13 protein-coding genes are annotated in these 20,504 nt (G+C 58.5%); 6 read left to right on the top strand and 7 right to left on the bottom strand.

Annotated elements, in window-relative coordinates; translation table 11 throughout:
• Nucleotides 1–108: 108 nt before the first annotated feature.
• From Q1A00_RS17565 to Q1A00_RS17535, 7 genes are all read right to left on the bottom strand, one after another.
• Complete coding sequence (locus Q1A00_RS17565) at nucleotides 109–2,214, bottom strand: TIGR03986 family CRISPR-associated RAMP protein (RefSeq protein WP_299758177.1); 2,106 nt, start codon at nucleotides 2,212–2,214, stop codon at nucleotides 109–111.
• Nucleotides 2,211–2,780, bottom strand: a complete 570-nt coding sequence (gene csx19, locus Q1A00_RS17560) for a CRISPR-associated protein Csx19 (protein WP_298490096.1) — start codon at nucleotides 2,778–2,780, stop codon at nucleotides 2,211–2,213. Before csx19 ends, Q1A00_RS17565 begins: the two co-directional genes overlap by 4 nt.
• Nucleotides 2,777–4,573: an RAMP superfamily CRISPR-associated protein gene (locus tag Q1A00_RS17555; protein ID WP_299758174.1), complete on the bottom strand. Its 1,797-nt coding sequence runs from the start codon at nucleotides 4,571–4,573 to the stop codon at nucleotides 2,777–2,779. The genes csx19 and Q1A00_RS17555 overlap by 4 nt, the downstream gene beginning before the upstream one ends.
• A 3-nt stretch (nucleotides 4,574–4,576) precedes the next feature.
• Entirely contained in the window at nucleotides 4,577–6,913 is a 2,337-nt protein-coding gene (locus Q1A00_RS17550) for an RAMP superfamily CRISPR-associated protein (protein WP_299758171.1), read from the bottom strand.
• Nucleotides 6,910–8,535, bottom strand: a complete 1,626-nt coding sequence (locus tag Q1A00_RS17545) for a hypothetical protein (protein ID WP_298490090.1) — start codon at nucleotides 8,533–8,535, stop codon at nucleotides 6,910–6,912. The genes Q1A00_RS17550 and Q1A00_RS17545 overlap by 4 nt, the downstream gene beginning before the upstream one ends.
• A 13-nt stretch (nucleotides 8,536–8,548) precedes the next feature.
• Entirely contained in the window at nucleotides 8,549–10,321 is a 1,773-nt protein-coding gene (locus Q1A00_RS17540; protein WP_299758168.1) for a hypothetical protein, read from the bottom strand.
• 131 nt (nucleotides 10,322–10,452) lie between these two features.
• Complete coding sequence (locus Q1A00_RS17535; RefSeq protein ID WP_299758165.1) at nucleotides 10,453–11,331, bottom strand: CRISPR-associated ring nuclease; 879 nt, start codon at nucleotides 11,329–11,331, stop codon at nucleotides 10,453–10,455.
• A 111-nt stretch (nucleotides 11,332–11,442) separates the two neighbouring features.
• Between Q1A00_RS17535 and Q1A00_RS17530 the strand changes: the two genes are divergently transcribed.
• The 6 genes from Q1A00_RS17530 to cas6 all read left to right on the top strand — a co-directional run bounded on the left by Q1A00_RS17530 (nucleotide 11,443) and on the right by cas6 (nucleotide 19,948).
• Nucleotides 11,443–12,597 carry a CRISPR-associated protein Csx3 gene (locus Q1A00_RS17530; protein ID WP_299758162.1) on the top strand — a complete coding sequence of 385 codons (1,155 nt, stop codon included), beginning with the start codon at nucleotides 11,443–11,445 and terminating at the stop codon, nucleotides 12,595–12,597.
• Between the two features lie 475 nt (nucleotides 12,598–13,072).
• Nucleotides 13,073–14,578, top strand: coding sequence for a type I-B CRISPR-associated protein Cas8b1/Cst1 (gene cas8a1 / locus Q1A00_RS17525; RefSeq protein ID WP_299758159.1), 1,506 nt, complete (start codon nucleotides 13,073–13,075; stop codon nucleotides 14,576–14,578).
• A gap of 88 nt (nucleotides 14,579–14,666) precedes the next feature.
• Complete coding sequence (gene cas7i, locus Q1A00_RS17520; protein ID WP_299758156.1) at nucleotides 14,667–15,764, top strand: type I-B CRISPR-associated protein Cas7/Cst2/DevR; 1,098 nt, start codon at nucleotides 14,667–14,669, stop codon at nucleotides 15,762–15,764.
• A 133-nt stretch (nucleotides 15,765–15,897) separates the two neighbouring features.
• Nucleotides 15,898–16,632, top strand: a complete 735-nt coding sequence (gene cas5b, locus Q1A00_RS17515; RefSeq protein ID WP_299758153.1) for a type I-B CRISPR-associated protein Cas5b — start codon at nucleotides 15,898–15,900, stop codon at nucleotides 16,630–16,632.
• Nucleotides 16,607–18,961 (top strand): CRISPR-associated helicase Cas3', encoded by a 2,355-nt coding sequence (cas3, locus tag Q1A00_RS17510; protein WP_299758150.1) that lies wholly within the window; start codon nucleotides 16,607–16,609, stop codon nucleotides 18,959–18,961. Before cas5b ends, cas3 begins: the two co-directional genes overlap by 26 nt.
• A 6-nt stretch (nucleotides 18,962–18,967) precedes the next feature.
• The gene (cas6, locus tag Q1A00_RS17505) at nucleotides 18,968–19,948 is read left to right on the top strand and encodes a CRISPR system precrRNA processing endoribonuclease RAMP protein Cas6 (protein ID WP_299758147.1); all 981 of its coding nucleotides are present in this window, start codon (nucleotides 18,968–18,970) and stop codon (nucleotides 19,946–19,948) included.
• The last annotated feature ends 556 nt before the right edge of the window (nucleotides 19,949–20,504 follow it).

The following is a 20,504-nucleotide window of genomic DNA, read 5'->3' as shown; positions in this document are numbered from 1 at the left end:
GGCGTGGCTCGTGCTTTGTTGGACGATCTGCGTTTTTGTTGCCCTTGTGTGGCTTACCATGCAGAGAAGTGCGCTTGTTTTTATGTTTGGACATATTATTGATGCTCTCTAAACGATGTTTCCGTCCTTGTCAATCAATGGCAACCCTGCCGTATCATCTTCGGCCAATGGCAACGCAATGCGCGGCCCCGGGTCCTGACCACCGCGCCTGTTGCCGACGAACCATTCGTACTGGCGGCCATCGGGCTGCGGTTGCTGGGTCGGGCGTGGGTAATGCACTGGTAGTGGCGGCGTGGTTGACAGCAGCGCCTTCAGGTCGCGGATGTTCGCCAGTTGATCGAAGGCTGCGCCAAAACGCGATGCCATTGCCTGCTTGAACGCTGTAATCCACTTTTCTATCTGCTGATAATCGCTCCAACCATCTTCTCCGAACGAGCGATAGCGTGTTTCAGGATTGAGCAGGGTAACGCTCACAACCTCGATCTGCGCCGAGCCAAAACCAAGCGGCTTGGCATACCCAATGCGATGATGCCAGCCTTCGAGGTGCAGGCTCCACAGCAGCGCACCTAGCTCGACCGGCGCTAGGTTCTCGAAATCTACGGTGAACTCGAAAACGCTGCCTGCCTGCTGAACACCATGCACTGTGCGGTTCTGGTCGCTCTTTGCGCCGTTGACGCTCTGGTATTCCTGTGGGTTGAGTTGATCGCCATGATGACGATAGACTTTGCGCCCGCGCAAGGTCTGGTTTTGGTTGTTGTAGTCAACCTGCTGATCATCCAGTCTATCCTGCGGCTTGCCATTGCGCGGGCGCAGGTAAAAGCGGTAGGTGGTTGGTTTCGGCGTTGAAAGAATAGCTAATGTGGCATCGAAAACGCCAGTGTCCTTGATCAGCCGAGCATGGCTGAAGCGCACTCTCCCAGCATAGGCAGTGGGTGCGGATAGGTCAGGTCGTTGCTGTTCAGGATTATCGTCGCCCCATACCCAACCGAAGACCCGGCAGGCCGGACAAAGCTGATTGTAATCAGAGCACTTCGCCAGTTCAGGTGGATAGAGTAGTTCGCAGATGTGTCGCTCAAAACCGACGCGCGGTACTGAAACAGGGACAATGAACTTGACCCGGTATGCACCCGGCTTGCCGTCGAGCATGGCGTACACTAGATCGCCATCACACAGTTTGGCATCGTTGCGGCTGGTTCGTTCGAGAATGAAGCGACTAAAACCGGGTTCTTTGCCCTGCGGTTGGTTTGGATGCTGTCGCTTGCGCACTTCATCGCTGTGGCGTTCTTGATAGTCGGCGATCAGTTCTTCGTACTTCTTGCGAACCTGCTCGGGTAGATCGATAGGCGACAACTGCTGGGTAGTGAAAAACAGTCGCTCATCGTGCTTGTTTTCGATATTCTGGTTGGTGATGCAAAGGTAGCCCGTGACCACCTGCTGATGTGCCGCAGACCGCGGCAACGATTGACCGGCTTTGGCAAGGTATACAACGTTCCAGAACTCAAAGTTGCGGCGGGGATGCTTGATTTGCTCGATAATGGCTTGACATTGTTCACCATGGGCAAAGCCTGCCAGCGCGATCTTTTTACGCCGTGCATACGGTGTGCCGGCTGATTGAACGATGGTTCTGCTCTTTTGCAGCGGATCGTAGACATACACCCATGCTGCATACTGCGGACCGGATGGCCGGCGCCCAATTGTGATAGGCGTCGTACCGGGCAACAAGTCCAGTTCCCAGCGGTCGTCTGTTTTGCGCACGCGCGCAGGAACCAGTTGCAGCGCCAGTTCCGGCAACAGGTGATAACTCAACCGCTTGTGTCCGGCGAAATGGGCAAAGCAGGAATTGGTCGCTGCCTCGAAGATCGAGCGCACTGCGCCGCGCAGGCCGGTTCCGGGAATAGCGACATTCCCCTCTGGATCGCGGAAAAAGTGATAGTGACGATGCACTTTACCGTTGATAACTTCCTCAGTGACGCCTTCGCTATCCGAGACGAAAAGCGGCGTTGTGGCAGTCAGGCGACAATAGATGCGTCCGGTTAACCCCACATACCGGTCATGGGGCGGCGGCGCGCAGCGGCCCAGCAATGGAGCAATGTGCGCATTGCGCGTTTCCAGCGGACGAACAAAGTTGTACGGGTTGAGGAAGCGGTATCCCCGTAGTTGTGATGACGATGCGCTCTGTGAAACGGACAGACGCTTTGGCTTGACGTTGCTCATGGTTTATCACTCAATGCCCGATACTGGACAAACACGGTCTGCCCTTGTTCGGTGTAGCGCCAGAAGTGCAGGTAGACGCGGCCGGTGGTGTTGAGTGGATAGGCTAAGTTCGCGGCAGCAACCCGATTATCGTGCCAAAGTGAGGTGTTATCTTTGCGCTCGCCCCACAGGATGACCGACTCGGCGTAGCGGCGAAGCTGGCAGTTTGGATGTGCTTGCCAAAAATCAGCCCACGTAAATCCATTGAGTGATACTGACTGACCAATGTAATGCCACAGCCAGCGATTGCCATCGCGCCGCAGCGAGAGATGACCACCTTCGCCGAAGATTTCGGCGCGCTGGAGATATTCCGGTTGGGCGGGCTGGTTAGCAAACTCGATGTGGCTGATATGTTCCCAGATGCGGTATGCCATCTGGTTCCACTGCGCTTGCCAAGATTTCAGAAAGGCATCAAGGTGGTCGGCGTCGAATTCACCCCCAAGAATAGTCGGACGGTCTTTGGCGTTGAGTTTCGCCGCCTGCATTTTGTCGTATAGCTTCTTGAAATCAATGCTTTTGTCGTTCATGACACCCTCGCCGGGTAGAGATCGGGCAGCCATTTGCCGTCGATCTCGTCGAAATAGCTGTCTTTTTTCAGACCAAAGGCGTGCTGATGGCCTGTGACTTGCGTGTTGAAAGCTTTGACCCAACCTTCAGCCAGCACCAGCCAGTCCTCTGCTGTTGCTTGATTGAAAGCCAGCGTTTGAAATACCCCGCTTGTACCTCGCTGAGCGTCCAACAATCGCTGTCTAGCTGCAACGGCCTGTTGTGCCACTGGGTCTTGGTCATCGTTTCCTGGCAGAGGAAAATCCTCATCGACAAGAAAACCGAAAGTAATCTTCCAATCCTCAATGTTGCACCGACCGAATCCCTTAGCGGCGCCGAAGCCGACGGTGATCAACCCGTCGTGCAGATCGCGAAGCACGAGCGCCAGCCATCCCAGTTCCCAGGGTGCGGGATTTTCGAGGAAGAGGCGCACACGAAACTTTGGTTTCCACAACACTACCGCGTCGAACTTGGCAGTATCGCGCCCGCCGCCGGTGAAGCGGTCGATAGCCAGAAAATCGAGCACTTTGCGTTCAACCTTCTCGCCGACGAACGGTGCATCCTCAACTCGCAAGCGACTGCCGTTCCACGAACTGCCGAAAAGCTGGCAGGCGAGGCAAAGTTTCTCTTCAGCCCCTTCTTGCTCAAGCTCATCTCGTTTAGCCTTTGGCAGAGCCTTGATAAAGCTGTTGCAGCTTGCAACCGGATCATCGGTCTTCGTCGTTAGAGGGTTGCAGGCGGGGCATAGGGTCAGAAATGCCGCCTTCCGACTCGCCGTATCTTTGCCATTGTCCCATGCTTTGAGAGTTGCGAGGGTGCGGGCAATCCGCTCTGCCTGACTGCGCAGCGCCCCACGCAGGCTAGAACCGGACAGCACCGGCCTAGCGTTTTGGTCATACGCTGTCAGCACCGGTGCATGATCGAACCCACCACGCCCGGCTTGTGTCGGATCGTGGGTGAGGAAGGGACCGGTTGCGGCAAGGGTGAACTCGGCCAGTACCCACGAGCGAGCGACGGGCAGCGTGTCACTGTATGGCCGGATGAAGCCGCGTGCCGTCTTGACGTTGGCAGTCAGCCAATTGTGATCGCCGTCAGCGGCATGCCACGGCGGCCCGTTCCTCAAGAATTCGATAAGCGTATCGGGCTGCATGAGGTCACGCTCAATCCATTGCACGTCACTCAAGGAGAATGCGCCCAATCCTCGCCCGACCCGCCCGCCGACAGCGCCGCGCCCCTGCTCCCACTCGGCCAGCGCAGCCGCAAGCAACGGAAGTGTCCTTTGCTCATTTGAGAGACGGCTATCAATCTCTAACCGGAGTTTGAAGGTTGTACCGGCTGGGAGTGCCTCGTAGTCGAACTTGATCCGCTCGCGGCGCGCTGCTGCGCCAGTCACCCGATCAATGCCAACGCCATCGCGGATCGTCAGCGACGGTGCTGTGTCCAGCACCGCATCATAGACCAGCACACGAGCGGCAACAGCTTCTTCATTGTCCTCTTGCGGATTGACATCACCAAAGAGTTGACAGACAAGGCACTGGCAGGCTTTGTTTGGCTGTTCTCCTTTCAGCGCCTGACACGGCGGTTCGCTGTCGAACCTCGGCGCCAGTCGGGTAGCGATGCTGCGCAGTGCGCCGGCGATGGCTGTACCGGGAATGAGCAACCGCCCACGCGCGTCGCGGCGCAGCAGATCGTCGGTTGTCTCTGTATCCTTGCCTGTGCCTACGTGGAGCGCTGTGCGCAGCGTTAGCGTGGCAGTAATGGCGCGAAATGTCATGCATTACCTCCGTTCCTGAGCAGTCTGGCGAGCGGGACCGGCAATGCGAGCAGCCAGCATGTGTAAACCAATGCGCCACGCCTGCGGGTTCTGGGCGAGTTCCTTCAATGCAAGCAATTCAGCCAACTCATCGAGCAGCGTACCGATCGTATCCATTGCCCGTTTCCCGTCAGTCTCAAAAAAGTTTGGCTTGTCACGACCGGGGAGAGACTTACCGAGCGTCTGTGTTGGTTTCCCCATCTGGGCCAATTCATCCTTAATCGCATCAACCGATGTATGCCGGGAAACGTGCAACAGGCGTGCAACGGCTTCGAACCGCTCATCGTTGAAGGCATCGAAAGAGTGTTCGTCGAGCTTCTCCGCCCACTCCCGCGTAAACTGAAGCAGCGTAGTGAATGGATTCGATGGCTCCGCAGATGCCAGTTTCAGTGGTGACAGATCGAGCATCGAGCTGTCAATGCCCTGAAGTTGCCGGTAAACTGGATGGTTAAACGCCACTTGCCCGAATCCTTCATCGCGGCGCAAGCCGATGCCGCGCGATTCGGTCTTTGCCAGATACGTTATAAGATCATCCTTCGTGATATTTTTGAAACTCAACCTCACGCTTGAACCGGCGACGATTGCGATGTCACGTGCGCGCGGCAGACCGAGCGTAGCATTGAAAGAGTCTACGGTCCGCACTGCCGAGAATGCCAGTTTCTCGCCGTCTTGGTTGCAATCAATCGAAACCTCCACGTTATCAGGCAATCGCAACTCGCGCTTCAACCACGCCGGATCGAAACCGCGCCAGAAGCGGCCCCACGGATCAGGCACAATCGCATCACTCAGTAGCAGCATTGTCACTTCCTCAGTCGAAGTGATGCGATCCTTGAGGTCTGGCAGATGAAAGAGCGGTTTCTCGCCGGATTGAAACACCACGCTCACCTTGCCATACCCGCGCTGCGTCGCTTTTCCCAACTTCAGCTCATTTACTTCCTCTTGCAAACCGGCCATTGCGTGCAGGGTTTGCCAAACGGCCGCATCCGTGCAGGTGATTTCCCCGACAAAATACTGGCCCGGCTCTAGTGCGACGTAGCCGTATAGGTCGCCGGCACTTACGCGGCCACTGACCGGATCGATACGGATGTGCATTTCGAGCATCCGGCGGGGTTTGTGTTTTGAACGAGGAGCACCCTTGACCAAAGAGATGAAACCATCAAGGGTTTCCAGCTTCACTGACGCCGCTTTTCGACCTGTAGCCGAATTAGCGCAAACCGGGCATTCGGATAGATTCTCCTGAAGCAGGCTCCAGACGCCGTGACCTTCGTCCTTGCTATGTCCTGAATAACCGGGATGCAACTCACACGTCAGCAGATCGCGTGGCGCAACGATAGTTGGATATCCTGTGCTGGCATTTTCTTTCCGCACTTCCACAGGCGTCAGCCCTGAGAAATGCACGAGATTGCCGTAGAACAACGCAGCAAAATGCTGATATGCGCCTGTTCGGGATGCGAGATCGAACCGCTGTGCGATCCGCCCGGCTAATGCACCGCGTAAGACGCTGCCGGGAATAGTATCCAGCGTTTCGTACTGGTTGCCGGCTTCAGCGCGTCTGGCGATCAGCAACGGCTCATCGAGGCGGAGGAGGACGCGCAGCCGATGGGTATGACTGCCGGGATTGCTAGGCAGGTTAAGTGGCTCGAGCTGGATCTGACCGGCAGATCGGATGGTGTCATCAACCTGCTCACCCTTCAAACGCCTAGCAAACCGTTCCAGTAGCTTGTCTTCTTCGGCTCGATCCACAAGGTGAATATCACACTCGCCATAGCCCCGATGCTTCCCTGCGCCTATATTGCGTAGCATTCGCGCGGCAGCAAGCAGCCATTCCGCTTCAAGCTGCGCCTGATTGTCGTCATGCTCGCACTCGGCAATGAAGCAGAAGCGCAGTTCGCCATCGCCTTCCTCGCGCGTAAACAATTTGTTCTCTTCAGCGCGACGGGTGCGCGGATTGACCCGCACGCGCGTTGTGATCTGCGCAGCCGCTTCCCCTGCTTGCCAGAGATCGGATTTCAGTTGGGGCACTTCCATGCTTGCCGGACGCGCCGAGGAGATACGCCAGCGCTTCTTGTGCTTCGGCGTGCCAAAAATGGATGCAACGACAGTGTTTGGGCACTTGCCGGTCAGGTTGCACAGAGACTCCATCCGCTCACGCAGGAGGCCGGCCAGTACCGTGCCGCGAATCACTGGTACCCCGTCGGGATCACGCAGCAATGCTGAATCGACTTGCAAGCCGAGGCCATAACCGGCGCCGACGTGGTAATCGCTCTTGAATGCAATCTCGAATGCCAGACGAATGCTCATTCTTCCTCCTGCGGCTCGTAGTCAGCGGGGCTGTGAGCGAGGTCCTGTGCAAAGTGCCACGTTTCAAGCAGGTCGAGCATGCCGTGCGCTAGTGGCAGACTATCCTTGTCTCGTTTGATCTCACGCCAGTGGTGATTACCGTCGTTGTTCCGTGGCTTTCCTAGTGCTGAAAGCGCCTCCTCGACCGTTGACCGTGAAGCGGCGCTCAGCCGTTGCAATATGCGCTCAAGTGCGTGCTTTGTCCAGTTCTCCAACGTTTGGTGACGATCATACACGGTCACGGTAGCAGGAACTCCTTCAAAACAACGGCGCAATTCAGCCAGACGTTTGTTCGGCAAATCTTTGAGCGCCAGTCGCTGCGCCAGTAAAGCGTGCAGATCAATTCCTCGCTCTAGCGCATTTGCTGATACACCATTCTCAGTCACCCAGTATGGTCGCAATGTGGAACGAATAAGACGATCACTATCATCAGTTTCACGCCCTGCTAACCGATTGCCTAAGATAACCTCGAAATTGACCGCCGAAAGGTGTTCGCCCTGCTCTGCTGCCAGCAGTTTGCTCTGGCGCTTGGCTTCCTTGAGCAATGTTTTTGCTCGATTGTAGGCAAGCGCATAGGGGTACGTGCTCTTGCAGATGACAACAGCGGCGGCGATGGTGGGGCGGGGAATATTGGTCAGACCGGCAACCAGCCTGCTCATCTGCTTTTCCCACTCCAGACAAAACCGACGCGCGAGGTCAAGCGCGTATGGCGCCGGAATCAGGGCAAAGAGGTCATCGCCGCCGAGGATGAGCGGGAGGATCGGGATCATTCCTGCATTGCCCGGCACTGCTTGACGAAACTGAGCAACCGGCTGGGCAAGGCTGCGTCGCGTTGCAGTTGTGAGTTGTCGAGAGAGAGACTCCAGTCGCTGCTGGTCACACCTGCCAAAGATCTGGCCCATGCCGTTGCCGTCGGCGACGAGATACGCGACATAATTACGACGACTCAGATCGAAACTTGCAATATCATCGGCATCTTCCGGCCAGTCAGGTTTGACATCGCCGCGAATGGCTGCTGCATTACGATACGCATCGTAAAACTCATCCAGAATCACTTGCGGTTCACGTTCTCGCTCCGCCGTCTTAGTCTGGCAGGTCTGACACACGTACCGCGATCGCCTGGAAGCGCGTTTCCCCGGCAATCGATCGCGCCGTTCCGCCAGCGCCACGCCGCACGACTCGCAGAACGCCACATACGGCATATGCACTTCCGCCGCCAAACCTTCGCGCCGACTTTTGGCCCAGCGCAGCTTATGGCCAGCCTTATCATTCGCCGTTTGGAAATCGTTATTGTTCAGTTCCACCGGCTCGGCCACCGTCAAGCTGCCACCCAACGCCAGCCGGTAAAGTTCGGCGAGTTCAGCGCCAAATTCTAGCGCTTCGTCTCTGGTTGCAAAAATGATGCGGAAACTGCCGCCGTCATTAACTACGACCGTACCACCATGGCGTTGCGCCAGTGTCTGGTCAACTTCCTGACAAAAGCGAGTTAACAATTGACTCGCTCCTACTACCTCGCGCAAACGCGAAGAGCGAAAGATGAAATCCTGTATTTTGTCGGCCTCGGCGGCCAGCAGGTAGGGCATGGGTGGGTCTCCATTATTGACACAGACGCGGCGGTAAAAATGTCAACTCGCACACCTCGCACAAACGCGACCATGATGGTGCGTCAACCAATTTGTCCTTCGCCTTGGCAAGGGTGTGTTTATGGAAATGTTCCAGCCAGTTGCGCTCAAATTCCTCGACAGCGGCCTGAACCAGTTCTAGCGCCGCTTCAGCAATGGGACGCGGGATGTACAGATGGGTATGAATGGCTTCGCCGCGGAGTCTAGTAAAACCGGGATTGCCTCGATCTGAAACGAAGGTATCAAAGTCTAGCTGCTTTCCTTTCCAATACTCGTCCAGCTTGGGTGCTCCGTTACTTAAACTCACCTTCATATTGACCTGCTGCAACGCAAGTTGCCGACTACGCTGTAACGTTTTTCGCATTGAGTCAGCACTGCTATGGCTCACCATCGCCTTAAAACCCTCAGATTGGTCGTTTTGGCTTAAGGCCGAGGGCCGCACAGGAGAATTATTATTAATAGTTACGTCCAACTCATTTTTGAGCCAGCTTATACAGAGCCGCGCCTTTAACAGAAACTCTTCCAACCCCGCTGCACGCAAATATGCCGAGCGATAATCCTCATTTTTAGAGATGAGGCGCTCAATTTTTGCCAGCTCGTCACGTACATAGGCTAGCAATGGCAACGGCTGGGCAAACAACGAGTCGGAAGGTTTTTCACTACCTTGCTTCAAGGCTAAGTGAAGGTTGAGCAGTTGCTGCGCAGCGGTTTGCGCATTGAGAGCGCTTGTTACATTAGGCCAGATGCTGCCCAACTCTTCGATACTCCACGGTACAATATCAGCCGGCAGTGTTGGGTCAAAGCCGTCTTTGATCGTTTTGGCGGTCGCATAATCACCATTTTCCCACGCTTCATACATTTCAAACAATGAAGCTAACCGTTTCACACGATCGATATCGCTTTGATCAAACAGCGGCGTATTACCACTACCGCCGAGGATCTGTGACATCGCGCCAAGAATCCCTTCTCCTGTACCTCTGGCATTAGCCTCCTTACCCAAAAGGGCGCGCGCATTGCGGAAGTTGTAACTCTCATACAACCGCCTTACCTGCTCCCAGTCGCGCAGGTGGAAGGCTTCGTAGGGGTTGGCAACGGCGCCGATGCGACAGGTGTAGCCGTAGGGTCGTCGCCAATCTGAATCGTACTCGCCGAAATCAACGTAGGTAATCGGAAGACCCGAGTGCGCCGCATAGAGAAATGCGCCGACGATCATGCTGTTTTTAGCGCCGGTGATGTCTACGACGTTGGTGTAACCTGCCGGAGGTTGGGCTGCCGACTCTTGGAACGCTGCACGGAGCTTGCGGAAGACGTGGGTAGGAGTGTCATCTGGTAAATCAACTAAATTGTCATCTGGTAAATCAACTAATTTAAAGTTAGCGTCTGACAATTGCGGTCTGAAGTTGCCAAGCGATTGGTTCTGGTTCAGACGCAGCATAAGCTTTTTGAGATCTTCGCCATGATGTTCCCCCGGTGTACCTCCATAAGATGAATTCAAGATTAACACCACCCGCTGCGGCTTCAACACGCAAACGATTTGCAACAACGGCTCAAACGATTCGCCGACGGTGAGCGCCAAGGTGTGAACCTTGCCAAGACTATGCGAAGGTTTTGCCGTGCTGAGTTCTCTACCGAGGAGCTGGTCAATATAACATTCATAACTGCTGAACCTGTTTGCACTTCTGCTTGACTTCTCCCAGTACTCTCTGGTACGGTCCTTTATGTCAGATTTAGTTAGCTGAAAGCTCATATCTCTTATCCTCCTAATGCTTCGTTCACAAATCCCTCTGCAAATCTACCACACCCCCCACTCCCTCTCCCTCCCCACCTCTACTGATTATTTCTCAGCACTCCTGCTGATCCGGCGACGTGGGCAGGCTGCTATACTCGCTCGATGAACGCAGCGAAGTGCTCGCGGATAAAGCGGTAATCGCGCGGCTCGTCGTCCGCAAGTTCCCACGCAGCACGGCACTCGGCAAGAATGGCGGTTTTGTGCGTATTGACAGTGCTCAACGAAATCGACAACGCATCGGCGACCTGATCAGGGCGCGATCCGCGGGCAAAGGCGCGCAGTACGTCGCGCTGGCGCGGACTGAGACGCTCCCACACCTGGCGGCAGCGCGGATCATCCACTGCGGCGACGCGACGCACCTGCTCCTGCACGGCATGGATTGGCATCTGCGCCAGCGACCGCAGCACTGGAAAATAGGCGCCCCCCGGCGCCAGCGGCGCCTGGATCAACTGCACGCCGTCGGCAGGAGTGACATGCATTTGCGCACCGTCTTTGACCCGCTGCAACGTCGTTTCTGGCGTGTGCATGTGCCAGATGCGGTCTTGATGGTCGCAGAGCAGCGCGGCTGCCGACATCGCCAGCAGCGCGATCATGCGCCGTCCGCCGCTGAGACAGAGGTGCAGTCGCCGCCCTTCACGCTTGAGATCGGCGATCAGGTCGCGCATGCACTGCCACGTCGCTTCGGCGTCGGCAGCCGTGCGGATGTCGGTCAGTTCCACGCCATTAGCGCGGATAGGGGCGCGGCGCAGCCGACAGCGCCGACCGGCATACATGTCGTTGAGGAATTCCTGTTGCAGAAGGTGCAACGCCTGCTGCGTGCGCGGGTTGGCAAGCGACAGATGCACGAGGTATACGTCGCTGATTGGCTCACCCTGCGCCAGCAAGGCGTCGAGGGCAAAGGTGACGATCTGCGGCTGCCCTCCCAGCGTCGCCACCAGCGCGGCGTAAGTGTCGTCGGTCTGGTGCATGACCGGTATCCTTCATCTCCCCTAACCCCCGCCTCCCCCGCTGCGGCAGAAGAGGGAGTCCGGGCGCTTGAAGCGCAACATTCGTCCGTGTCCTATTCAAAGGAGTCGCATATGAACCCATTCCCCGCGATTGTCATCGGCGGTCCGCCACATAGCGGCAAGTCGGTGTTGACCTATCTGCTCACCCGGCAACTGCGCGAGTGGCGTGTCGAACACTATGTGCTGCGCGCCTGCCCCGATGGCGAAGGCGACTGGAGCCAGGAAACGCCGCCGGAACGGGTGCGACTGCTGCGACAGAAGGGCGCGTTCAGCAACGATTTCGTCGATCTGGTCTGCCGCGACCTGGCGCGCCGTCACCTGCCGTTGCTCGTCGATGTCGGCGGGAAACCCACGCCCGACCAGGAGCGCATCCTTGACTACTGCACCCATGCCGTCCTCATTTCCGCAACGTCGGAAGGACTGACAGAGTGGCGCGAGCGCGCCAGACGCCACGGGTTGCCGGTGATCGCCGAGTTGCGCTCCGTGCTCGACGGCGACGACCGCATTGACGCTGAGACGCCGGTGTTGTGCGGGCAGATCGGCAGGCTCGAACGTTACACCGGCGCCGCCGGACCAATGGCGCTGGCGCTGGCGCAACGGCTGAAACAGATTCTGACCTACACCGAGTCTGAACTGAAAGCCTACCATCTGTCGCACGCCCCTACCGAACTGGCCATCGATATCGATCACCTGGCGCGCCTGATCGGATTGCCGCAGGGCGAACGGCGCTGGCAGCCGGAGCATTTGCCGCTTGCTCTCGCCAATACGCCGGCGGCGTCGCTCTCCATCTATGGACGCGGGCCGAACTGGCTGTATGCCGCATTAGCGCTCCACGCCGCACCGCACCCTGTGTACCTCTTCGATCCTCGCCTCGGCTGGATTAAGCCGGTGACGCTGAACTGCACCCCATCGGCGACGCCTGCTGCAATTTCGTGGAAGATCGAAACTCATTCGGAATACACCCGGATCGAAGTGCAGCCGGGAACGCCGTACCTCGATTACGACGACGTCGACAATGCGGCGCTGCCGGCGCTTGACCCGCAGCGCGGCGTCGTGTTGAGCGGCAAACTCCCACACTGGCTGACCGTCGGCGCGGCAATCGCCTGTTGCCGCCATCCGTGGCTGGCGGTCGTCCAGGCGCAGCACTACGATCACGGCATTATTGTCACGAGCAGGGTGGAGGCGCATCGTCCAGGATCGCTGGTTGCGTTACGGGGCAACCCATAACCAGAGCGCTGGCTGAAAGGTGAGACCCAGAATACTCTGGCGAGCAGCGCAATTATATATGAGGTTGGCGAATGCAACAAGGTATCGCGCATTACAAACTTTTCACCCGCTATTGTGGGCATTACGACCGGACATCGCACAGCGCGCGTCATACGCGACCATCGCCTCTCGTGCTGGCGTCGAATGTCGCGTTTGTGACGGCGTCATATGCTATCCTTCAACGGGAAACATGCCCGACCCTTGAGGTCTTGCCGCGCACCCGTCCCGGTCGGTGTCCCGCCCGACCTCAAGGGTCTTGGGGGAAGAACGCGGGTGGCGGAACGTAGGGGCGCTCCCCCGTGGGCGCCCATGAGGGCGGGGCGCGTTAACCATGCGCTCCCCACAGAGACGTTGCAATGCAACGTCTCTGTGGGGGATGGATGAAATCGTGACGCCGGAGAGGTCTTATCTTCCAAAAGAAGAGGAGATATTGTCTATGCCACACCAGGTCACATACACCGGTCATCCCTTCATTGATGTCGGCTTTGCGACAATGACCGCATTTGTTGGCAAGCGTCAGTTTGCCGATCTGACAGCAGATGATTTTCAAAAGGTCGCCGATTATATCGAGACCAACTACGTGCGCCAGCCGTTGCGCAGTTTTCTGACGGTGGCGTTCACCAGCAATGCATGGTTTGCCCAATCGGCGTTCAACCCTGATCGGTTTGATGACCCTGACAAGAAGACCGAAGCGCAGCAGAAACGCAAGTATTGGGCGGATCGACACCTGCGCCAGTGGGCGCAGGCTGCTGAGTCGCTCGAAACCTGCCTCTTCACCGGTCTCCCGGCAGCAGCGTTTGAGTTGTCGGGCAAACTGCAACCGGGTCGGATTGGGCGGGCGCAAATGCCGCTCTTACAGGGTGATGATTCGATCAACTTTTTCGTCAATGGTGATCCCGGGCTGCCGATGGCGCCGGAAGCGATCCTGGCGCTCCAATGCATGCCGCTGGGCTGCGCCAAGGTAGGAGGCGGGCTGCTGGCAGTACACTGCGATGACGAAGCGTTGACGATTGAGTTTGCCAAGCAGTTTTTGCAGCGTAATCTCGCCGATGTCGCCAAAGCGCAAGCGGCTGGCGAAGAGAAGCTGCCTGGTTCGCCGCGCAGCCTCAAGACGCTGCTTGTCGAGACGCTTAACACCATTCAAAACCGGCAGGCGCAGGAGGAGTGGCGGCGTCAGCAACGGCCGGCCATCACGGCGTACTATTTCAACAATAGCCAGTCGCCATCGCTTGAAATCTACTATCTGCCGTTGCAGATCACCGGTTTCCTGAGCGCCGTTCATACCCCGAAGCACCGTAACATCTGGAACGAACTGGTTGCGCGCAGCTGGCAGCGTCCGGCGGCGCCGGGCAAGCGTGGCAAAGCGGCTGAACCAACCGAGCCGCGCTACAACTATCTGTTTGAGGACCTCTTCACCCTGCCGGCGCAGGCGGCGCGCTTTGTGCGCACCTATTTTCTGCGCATTCCCGATCTACGCCGTCCAGCCGATGACCCGCGCCGCGATTACTCGCCGCGTCGCGAAGCCGATCTCGTCTCTTGGCCCATCGTCGAACTCTTTGTACAGGAGGTGCTGCTTATGACCGATGACCGGGTAGCAAAACTGAAGGAACTGGGCGATAAGCTGGCCGACTACACCCGCTCTCAGGGCGGCAAACGCTTCTTTCGCCAGTTTTTCACCGTGCAGCGCACTGATCACTTCCTGTCGCTGCTCAACAAGACCAACATCGACTATACCCGCTACAAGCGCGGCGCGGAGACGCTGTTCGATCTCGATAGCTTTCTCACCCTCTTTATGGAAGGTGAAGAGGTCCTGCGATCCGACTGGCGATTGATCCGCGATCTGGTGCTCATCCGCATGGTCGAGCAATTGCGCGACTGGATCGCTAACAACGCGGATGCTGTACCTTCCGAGGAGGAAGTTACAATTGCCGAACCAGCCTGACGTTTGCACTCGACCAACCCATCGTCTGCTGACGTGACCCTTCGGTTGCCGAACCAGCCCGACATTTCAACATAAGGAGAACACTGCCATGGCTTTCGTTACCGGTCTGCTCTTGATCGACGCGCCAGCGTCGGCGCTCAACAATCTCGGCAATATTCCCGGCGAGCGTGAGGAGAACACCGTCGGGGTCAAGGTCATCACGACCAAAGCGGGCGCCTTCCCGTATGTCTCGGCGCAGGCTTTCCGCTACTGGCTGCGCACCACGCTCGAACGGCGCGTGCCGGAATGGAAAGCGTCGCCAATGTTCCGTGAAGAGAAGATTGCGTACACCGATGCAAACCCAATTCTCTATTGGGATGATGACATCTTTGGTTACATGCGCGCGCCCTCGAAGGCGGACACGGCAAAGAAGAGCCGTGAGGAGTCGGGGTTGCTGGCGGATGCCACGCCAGTCAAGGATACGGTCACCCGCGCCTCCCCCTTCCGCGTCAGCACGCTGGTCTCGATTGCACCAGTCAACCCGACGAGCGACTTCGGCGTGATGTCGCGTCACGAAGGCAATCCTGTGCCGCACGAGCATCAGTTCTACCGCACCACGCTGAAAGGACTGTTTTCGCTCGACTTGTGGGGATGCGGTACATTCTCGTATCGCAACCGCACCGGGTTTCGCAATCTCGATGATGAGCGCGTCCGGCTGATCGGCGACGTTCCCGGCGTCGAGCATCTGAAGGATGAGCAGTCATATCGCTTGCCAAAAGAGGCTCGACTGGCGCGCGTGAAGGCGCTCTTCAGCGGCATGGCGCAACTCGAGGGCGGCGCCAAACAGACGTTGCACTACACCGATGTCAGCCCGGCGTTCGTGATCTTCGCCGTGACCGCCGGCGGCAATCACATCTTCCATCATACCGTCGGCGCCAACCGCACCGGTCTGCCCGACGTGAAAATCGACGCCCTGCGCGACGCGCTGCGCGTCTTTGCCGATAGCATCCTCTCGCCGGTGTACGTTGGATGGGTGAAGGGCTACCTCGACGAAGCGCGATCTGCGTTTGAACAGTTCATCGACGAACATAACGCAACCGCCGCTAACGAAGGACTGCCGCTTATCCATCTGAGCCATCCGCGCGAGGCGTTTCTTGCCTTTGTCAAGGCATGTGATGAGCATCCAGAATGGTTGGATGAGAAGTAACGCAAGGACGCAGAGGCGCGAAGGGTCGATCAGGAGAGGCGCAAGCGTGGATGAGGAGCAACAACTAATTTGCGTCTTCGCGCCTTTGCGTTGATCACCCTTCGCGTCTTTACCGTAGTGATTGGAACAAACAATGCAAGTTCTCAAAATCGTGCTCGAAGGAGTAACCACCTCCTTCCGCTACCCGCACTTCATGCTGGGGACGCAGCCGAGTTTCCCGCTGCCGCCGCCAGCGACGATCTACGGGCATGTGTGCAGCGCGCTGGGGGAATGGATCGAGCCGGACGGGCTGACATTCGCCTACCATTTCACCGCTGCCGGTGAAGGGCAGGACCTTGAGCATATTCATGTGCTCTCAGCGTCGTCGGGCAAGTTGCCCGGCGGCGAGCGCAAGGCGTTGGAGGGGAATATCAACCCCTTCCGTCGTCACATCCTGCTCTTTCCACAGTTGACGCTGTACCTTAATCGGCCCGACTGGATCGACGCCTTTCGCAGGCCACGCTACCCCGTAATCTTGGGTCGCTCGCAAGACCTGGCCTGCTACACCCGAATCGAAGTAGTGGAACTGAAACAGACGGCTCAGGCGTACTTCGAGCACACGCTCCTGCCGTATGCCATGGCGACCCAAGTTCCCGCCGGGGTGGTGGCGCTCATGCCACGCTGGATCGATTACCGCGACCGCCGACCGGTGTTTGCCCGCTATCTGCTCTTGCAGCAACGGGTGACAACCGATCAGATGTTGCGCTTTGGCGACCAGACGCCGCTCTTCTGGAGCGATCCGACGGCGCCGTCGATGGGTGGTCTGCCGTTGGGGTTGTGGTTTCACACCTTTGTGGGAGCAAATGATGAAGCCCTCGCCATGGCCTGACTGGATGAATCATATCCTGGCAAAGAGTCAGCGGTACGGCGGCGAGACTCTGGCGGAACACACGTGGGATGTGCTGGTCAAGCTATCTGATCTGTATCGGCTGCGCCCGCATTTGGACGACGGATCGCGACTCTGGCACTGTCTCTACTGGGCGGCGTTCCTGCACGACTTCGGCAAAGCAGCGCGCGGTTTCCAGCAGCGGCTGCGCGGCGGGCCCGCGTGGTCCCATCGCCACGAAGTCCTTTCTCTCGCATTCGTGGATGCGATCGCCCATGGTTTCACAGCGGCGGAACAACGCTGGCTTGCGGCAGCCATCGTCTCCCACCACCGCGACGAACCGGAGATCGCGCAGACCTACCCGCCTGGTCTGCGCCGGGATCCGCTGGTCGATCTGTGTTGCGAACTCGACCTGGCGGTGATCGGCCATCTTCAGCGCTGGCTGGCGGAGTGCGCCAATCCATGGCGCGACCCCCTTGGATTGGGTGACGTGGTCGCTGCTATCGAACCGCAACCTTGTCAGGTTGCTGCTCAGCGCATCCGGCACTGGCTGGATGTGTACCATGACTGGGTGCGCGAACTGGCAGGCACACCAGCAGCGGCGCGCATTCCCGGCATCCTCCTGCGCGGACTGATCACCAGCGCCGATCATATGGCTTCCGCCCATCTGCGCCGGATGCCGCCGCCAATTCAGGCGTCCTGGCGGACGCTGGCTGAACGTGTGCTACGTCCCGATCAACAGCCTTACCCCCACCAGGAACGGAGCGCTGCGGTCAGTCCACAATCGGCGCTCTTGATGGCGCCGACCGGCAGCGGCAAAACTGAAGCGGCGCTCTATTGGGCGCTCGGCGATGGCAATGCGACGCCGGCGCGCATCTTCTACACACTGCCCTATCAGGCCAGTATGAACGCTATGTACGACCGCCTGCGTCGCACTTTTGGCGATGATGCTGTGGGTTTGCAGCACGGGCGCGCGGTTCAGGCGCTGTACGCCCGCTTTCACGAAGGCGAGGAGTGGTCGGCGAGCGCTGCCCGACGGGCGCAGTGGGAGCAGAATCTCAACCTGCTCCATGCCCGCCCGCTCAAGGTGCTCAGTCCGTACCAGTTGCTCAAGGCGCTCTTCCAACTGCGCGGCTTCGAGGCGATGCTCTCCGACTACGCTCAGGCGGCATTTATTTTCGACGAAATCCATGCCTATGAACCGGAACGGCTGGCGCTGATCACCGGCATGATGCGCTACCTGCGTGAACGCTTTGCGGCGCGCTTCTTCGTGATGTCGGCGACCTTCCCGCAACTTATACGCAATTGTCTGCGCACGGCATTAGGTGAGACGCCAATAATCAGCGCCGAATCAGCGCTCTTCGAGCAATTCCGTCGTCACAAGCTGCACCTGCGCGACGGTGAACTGACCGACGAGACGACAATCACCGAGATTGTTAATGCGGTTCGCGCCGGCAAGCAGGTCCTGGTGTGCGCCAACACGGTTGCGCGCGCCCAGGCGTTGCGCGACGGCCTGGCGCAGGCCGGACTGAACGACGATCACCTCCTCTTGATCCACAGCCGCTTTACCTATGGCGACCGCAACCGGCTCGAACAGGACATCCGCGCGCGCTGCGGGAGCAGCGCCCAACAGCGACCGCCGCTGGCGCTGGTTGCCACCCAGGTCGTCGAAGTCAGTCTGGACATCGATCTCGACACAATCTACAGCGATCCTGCGCCGCTCGAAGCGCTTCTGCAACGCTTCGGGCGGGTCAACCGCAAAGGCGCAAAGGGTATCTGCCCGGTCTACGTTTTTCGCCAGCCCGACGATGGGCAGGGCGTCTACGGGCGCAACCGCGATCCGCAACAGGCGGGCCGCATCGTGCGCGTTACGCTTGCCGAACTGGAACAGCATAACGGTGAAATCATCGACGAAGCGGCAATCAATCAGTGGCTCGACCGCATCTACGCCGATCAGACGCTCAATCAGCAATGGACTGAAGCCTATCAGCGGATGGAGCAACAGGTCGACCTGATCATCAGCGGTCTCCGTCCCTTCCAGAGCGACGAACAGCGTGAAGACGACTTCGAGCGGATGTTCGACGGCGTGGACGTGATACCGCAATGTTTTGAGCATGACTATGTCAACCTGATCGTCGAAGAGCGCTACATCGAAGCCAACAACTACCTGGTCAGCATCAGCAAGCAGCGTTTTGCCATCCTGCGCAACCAGGGCAAAATCAGACCGGCAGAAGAAGCCGGGCAGCGACGAGTGTGGGTAGCGCTCCTTCCTTACGACTCGCGCAATGGCCTGTCATTTGGCGATACGACGTATGACCCAGACTGGAGTTGAAACGCGATGCTCACAGTTCACCACCTCCTCCTGACCTTCACCGCCGCCACGCCCGTCGAACTCGACGACAACGCCGGCGCCGCCGTGCGCGGCGCGATCGTCAATGCGCTTCTCCAGCGCTTCTGCGCCAACAAAGAGGCGCCGACCTGCGCCGACTGTCCGTTGCTCAACGTTTGCCCGGTGGCGGCGCTCGTTGCGCCCATGCGCGACGCCGGCGAAACCGGCGGCGATCAACGCCCTCGCCCGTATGTCATCCGTCCGCCGCAGCCGCGCCGCTACGCGCCGGGTGAAACCCTGACCTTCGGGCTGGGGCTGTTCGGGCATGCCGCCGAACTCTTTCCCTACCTGGTCATGGCGGCGCAAGGGATCGAAGTCCAGGGATTGGGACGGCGCCTCCAGGAGAACAACGGTCGGCGCGGCGGGGTGCGCCTCCAGTCCATCGACGCCATCAATCCGCTGACCGACGCCAGGCAGTCGCTCTTCCGCGCCGGTCAACGCCAGGTCCACGCGCCCGGCATGCCCATCGGTCCGGCGGAGGTCGCGGCGTTTGCCGCCACCCTCCCCGACGAATGCCTGACCATCCGGTTCCTGTCGCCAATGCGCCTGATCGACGACGGGCGCCTGGTCAAACGTCCGGCGCTGCGCCCGCTCATTCAGCGACTCGGCATCCGCCTGACCGACCTCTCCGCTGCGTATGGCGACGGTCCGCTGCCGGTCGCCGACGCGCGCGCCCTTCTGCCGCTGGCGGAGAGCGCCGTTCTGGAACACGACAAAACCCGCTGGCTCGACGTGACCAGCTACTCACGACGCAGCCGCCAAAGCACCCCGATCGGCGGCATGATCGGCGATGCTGTCTTCACCGGCAATCTCGGACCACTGCGCGAACTCCTCGTCTGGGGCAGCCTGGTCCACGTCGGCAAAAACGCCGTCAAAGGCGACGGATGGTACGTCGTTGAAGGTGAACGCAGAAACGTCTCTGACCTTTGAAGTCTGCGCTACAGGGCTTGGAACGGCATCTCACCAGCACAACGGTCCACGCTCCTGTCTGAACGCAGTACGCCCTCAGGGGTGTTGGGGGACAATCACACAAAGGCGCGAAGGCGCGGAGACGGTGAAAACATTGAACGCAGGAAGGTGACAGGTGTGAAAGGCGCGAAGGTTTTGGTTGAACAGGCGGACACGAACGTAGGGGTGAGGCGGCGCCTCGCCCTGTGCCAACGCGGTGCAAAGGTGCTGATTGAACAGGCGGACACGAAAGGGGAGCGGAGCACAACGAATGACGATCGCAGGCGCTAAGTCAGAAAATACAAAGTCGGGAAGACTGCCCATGACCTTTAGTTCTCGGTTCTCATACTCAATTGCGGTCAGTCAGACAAGATATTCGAGCGCTCAGTTCTCACGGCGCAACGACCAATGCGCACCGGCAGGCGTGTCGCAGACGCTGACCGCGCCGTGGCATCGGCAGCCCCAACGGGGCTTGCATGTCCTCAGCGAGGGCTTTCGCCCGCAGCGTCCCGGCAGTATGGCGCGAATGACCGCGCAT

The organism is uncultured Chloroflexus sp., assembly GCF_938091255.1.
Classification (GTDB): Bacteria; Chloroflexota; Chloroflexia; order Chloroflexales; family Chloroflexaceae; genus Chloroflexus.
Note: the sequence above shows the minus strand (reverse complement) of the source record. Positions and strands in the feature narration are given on the sequence as shown.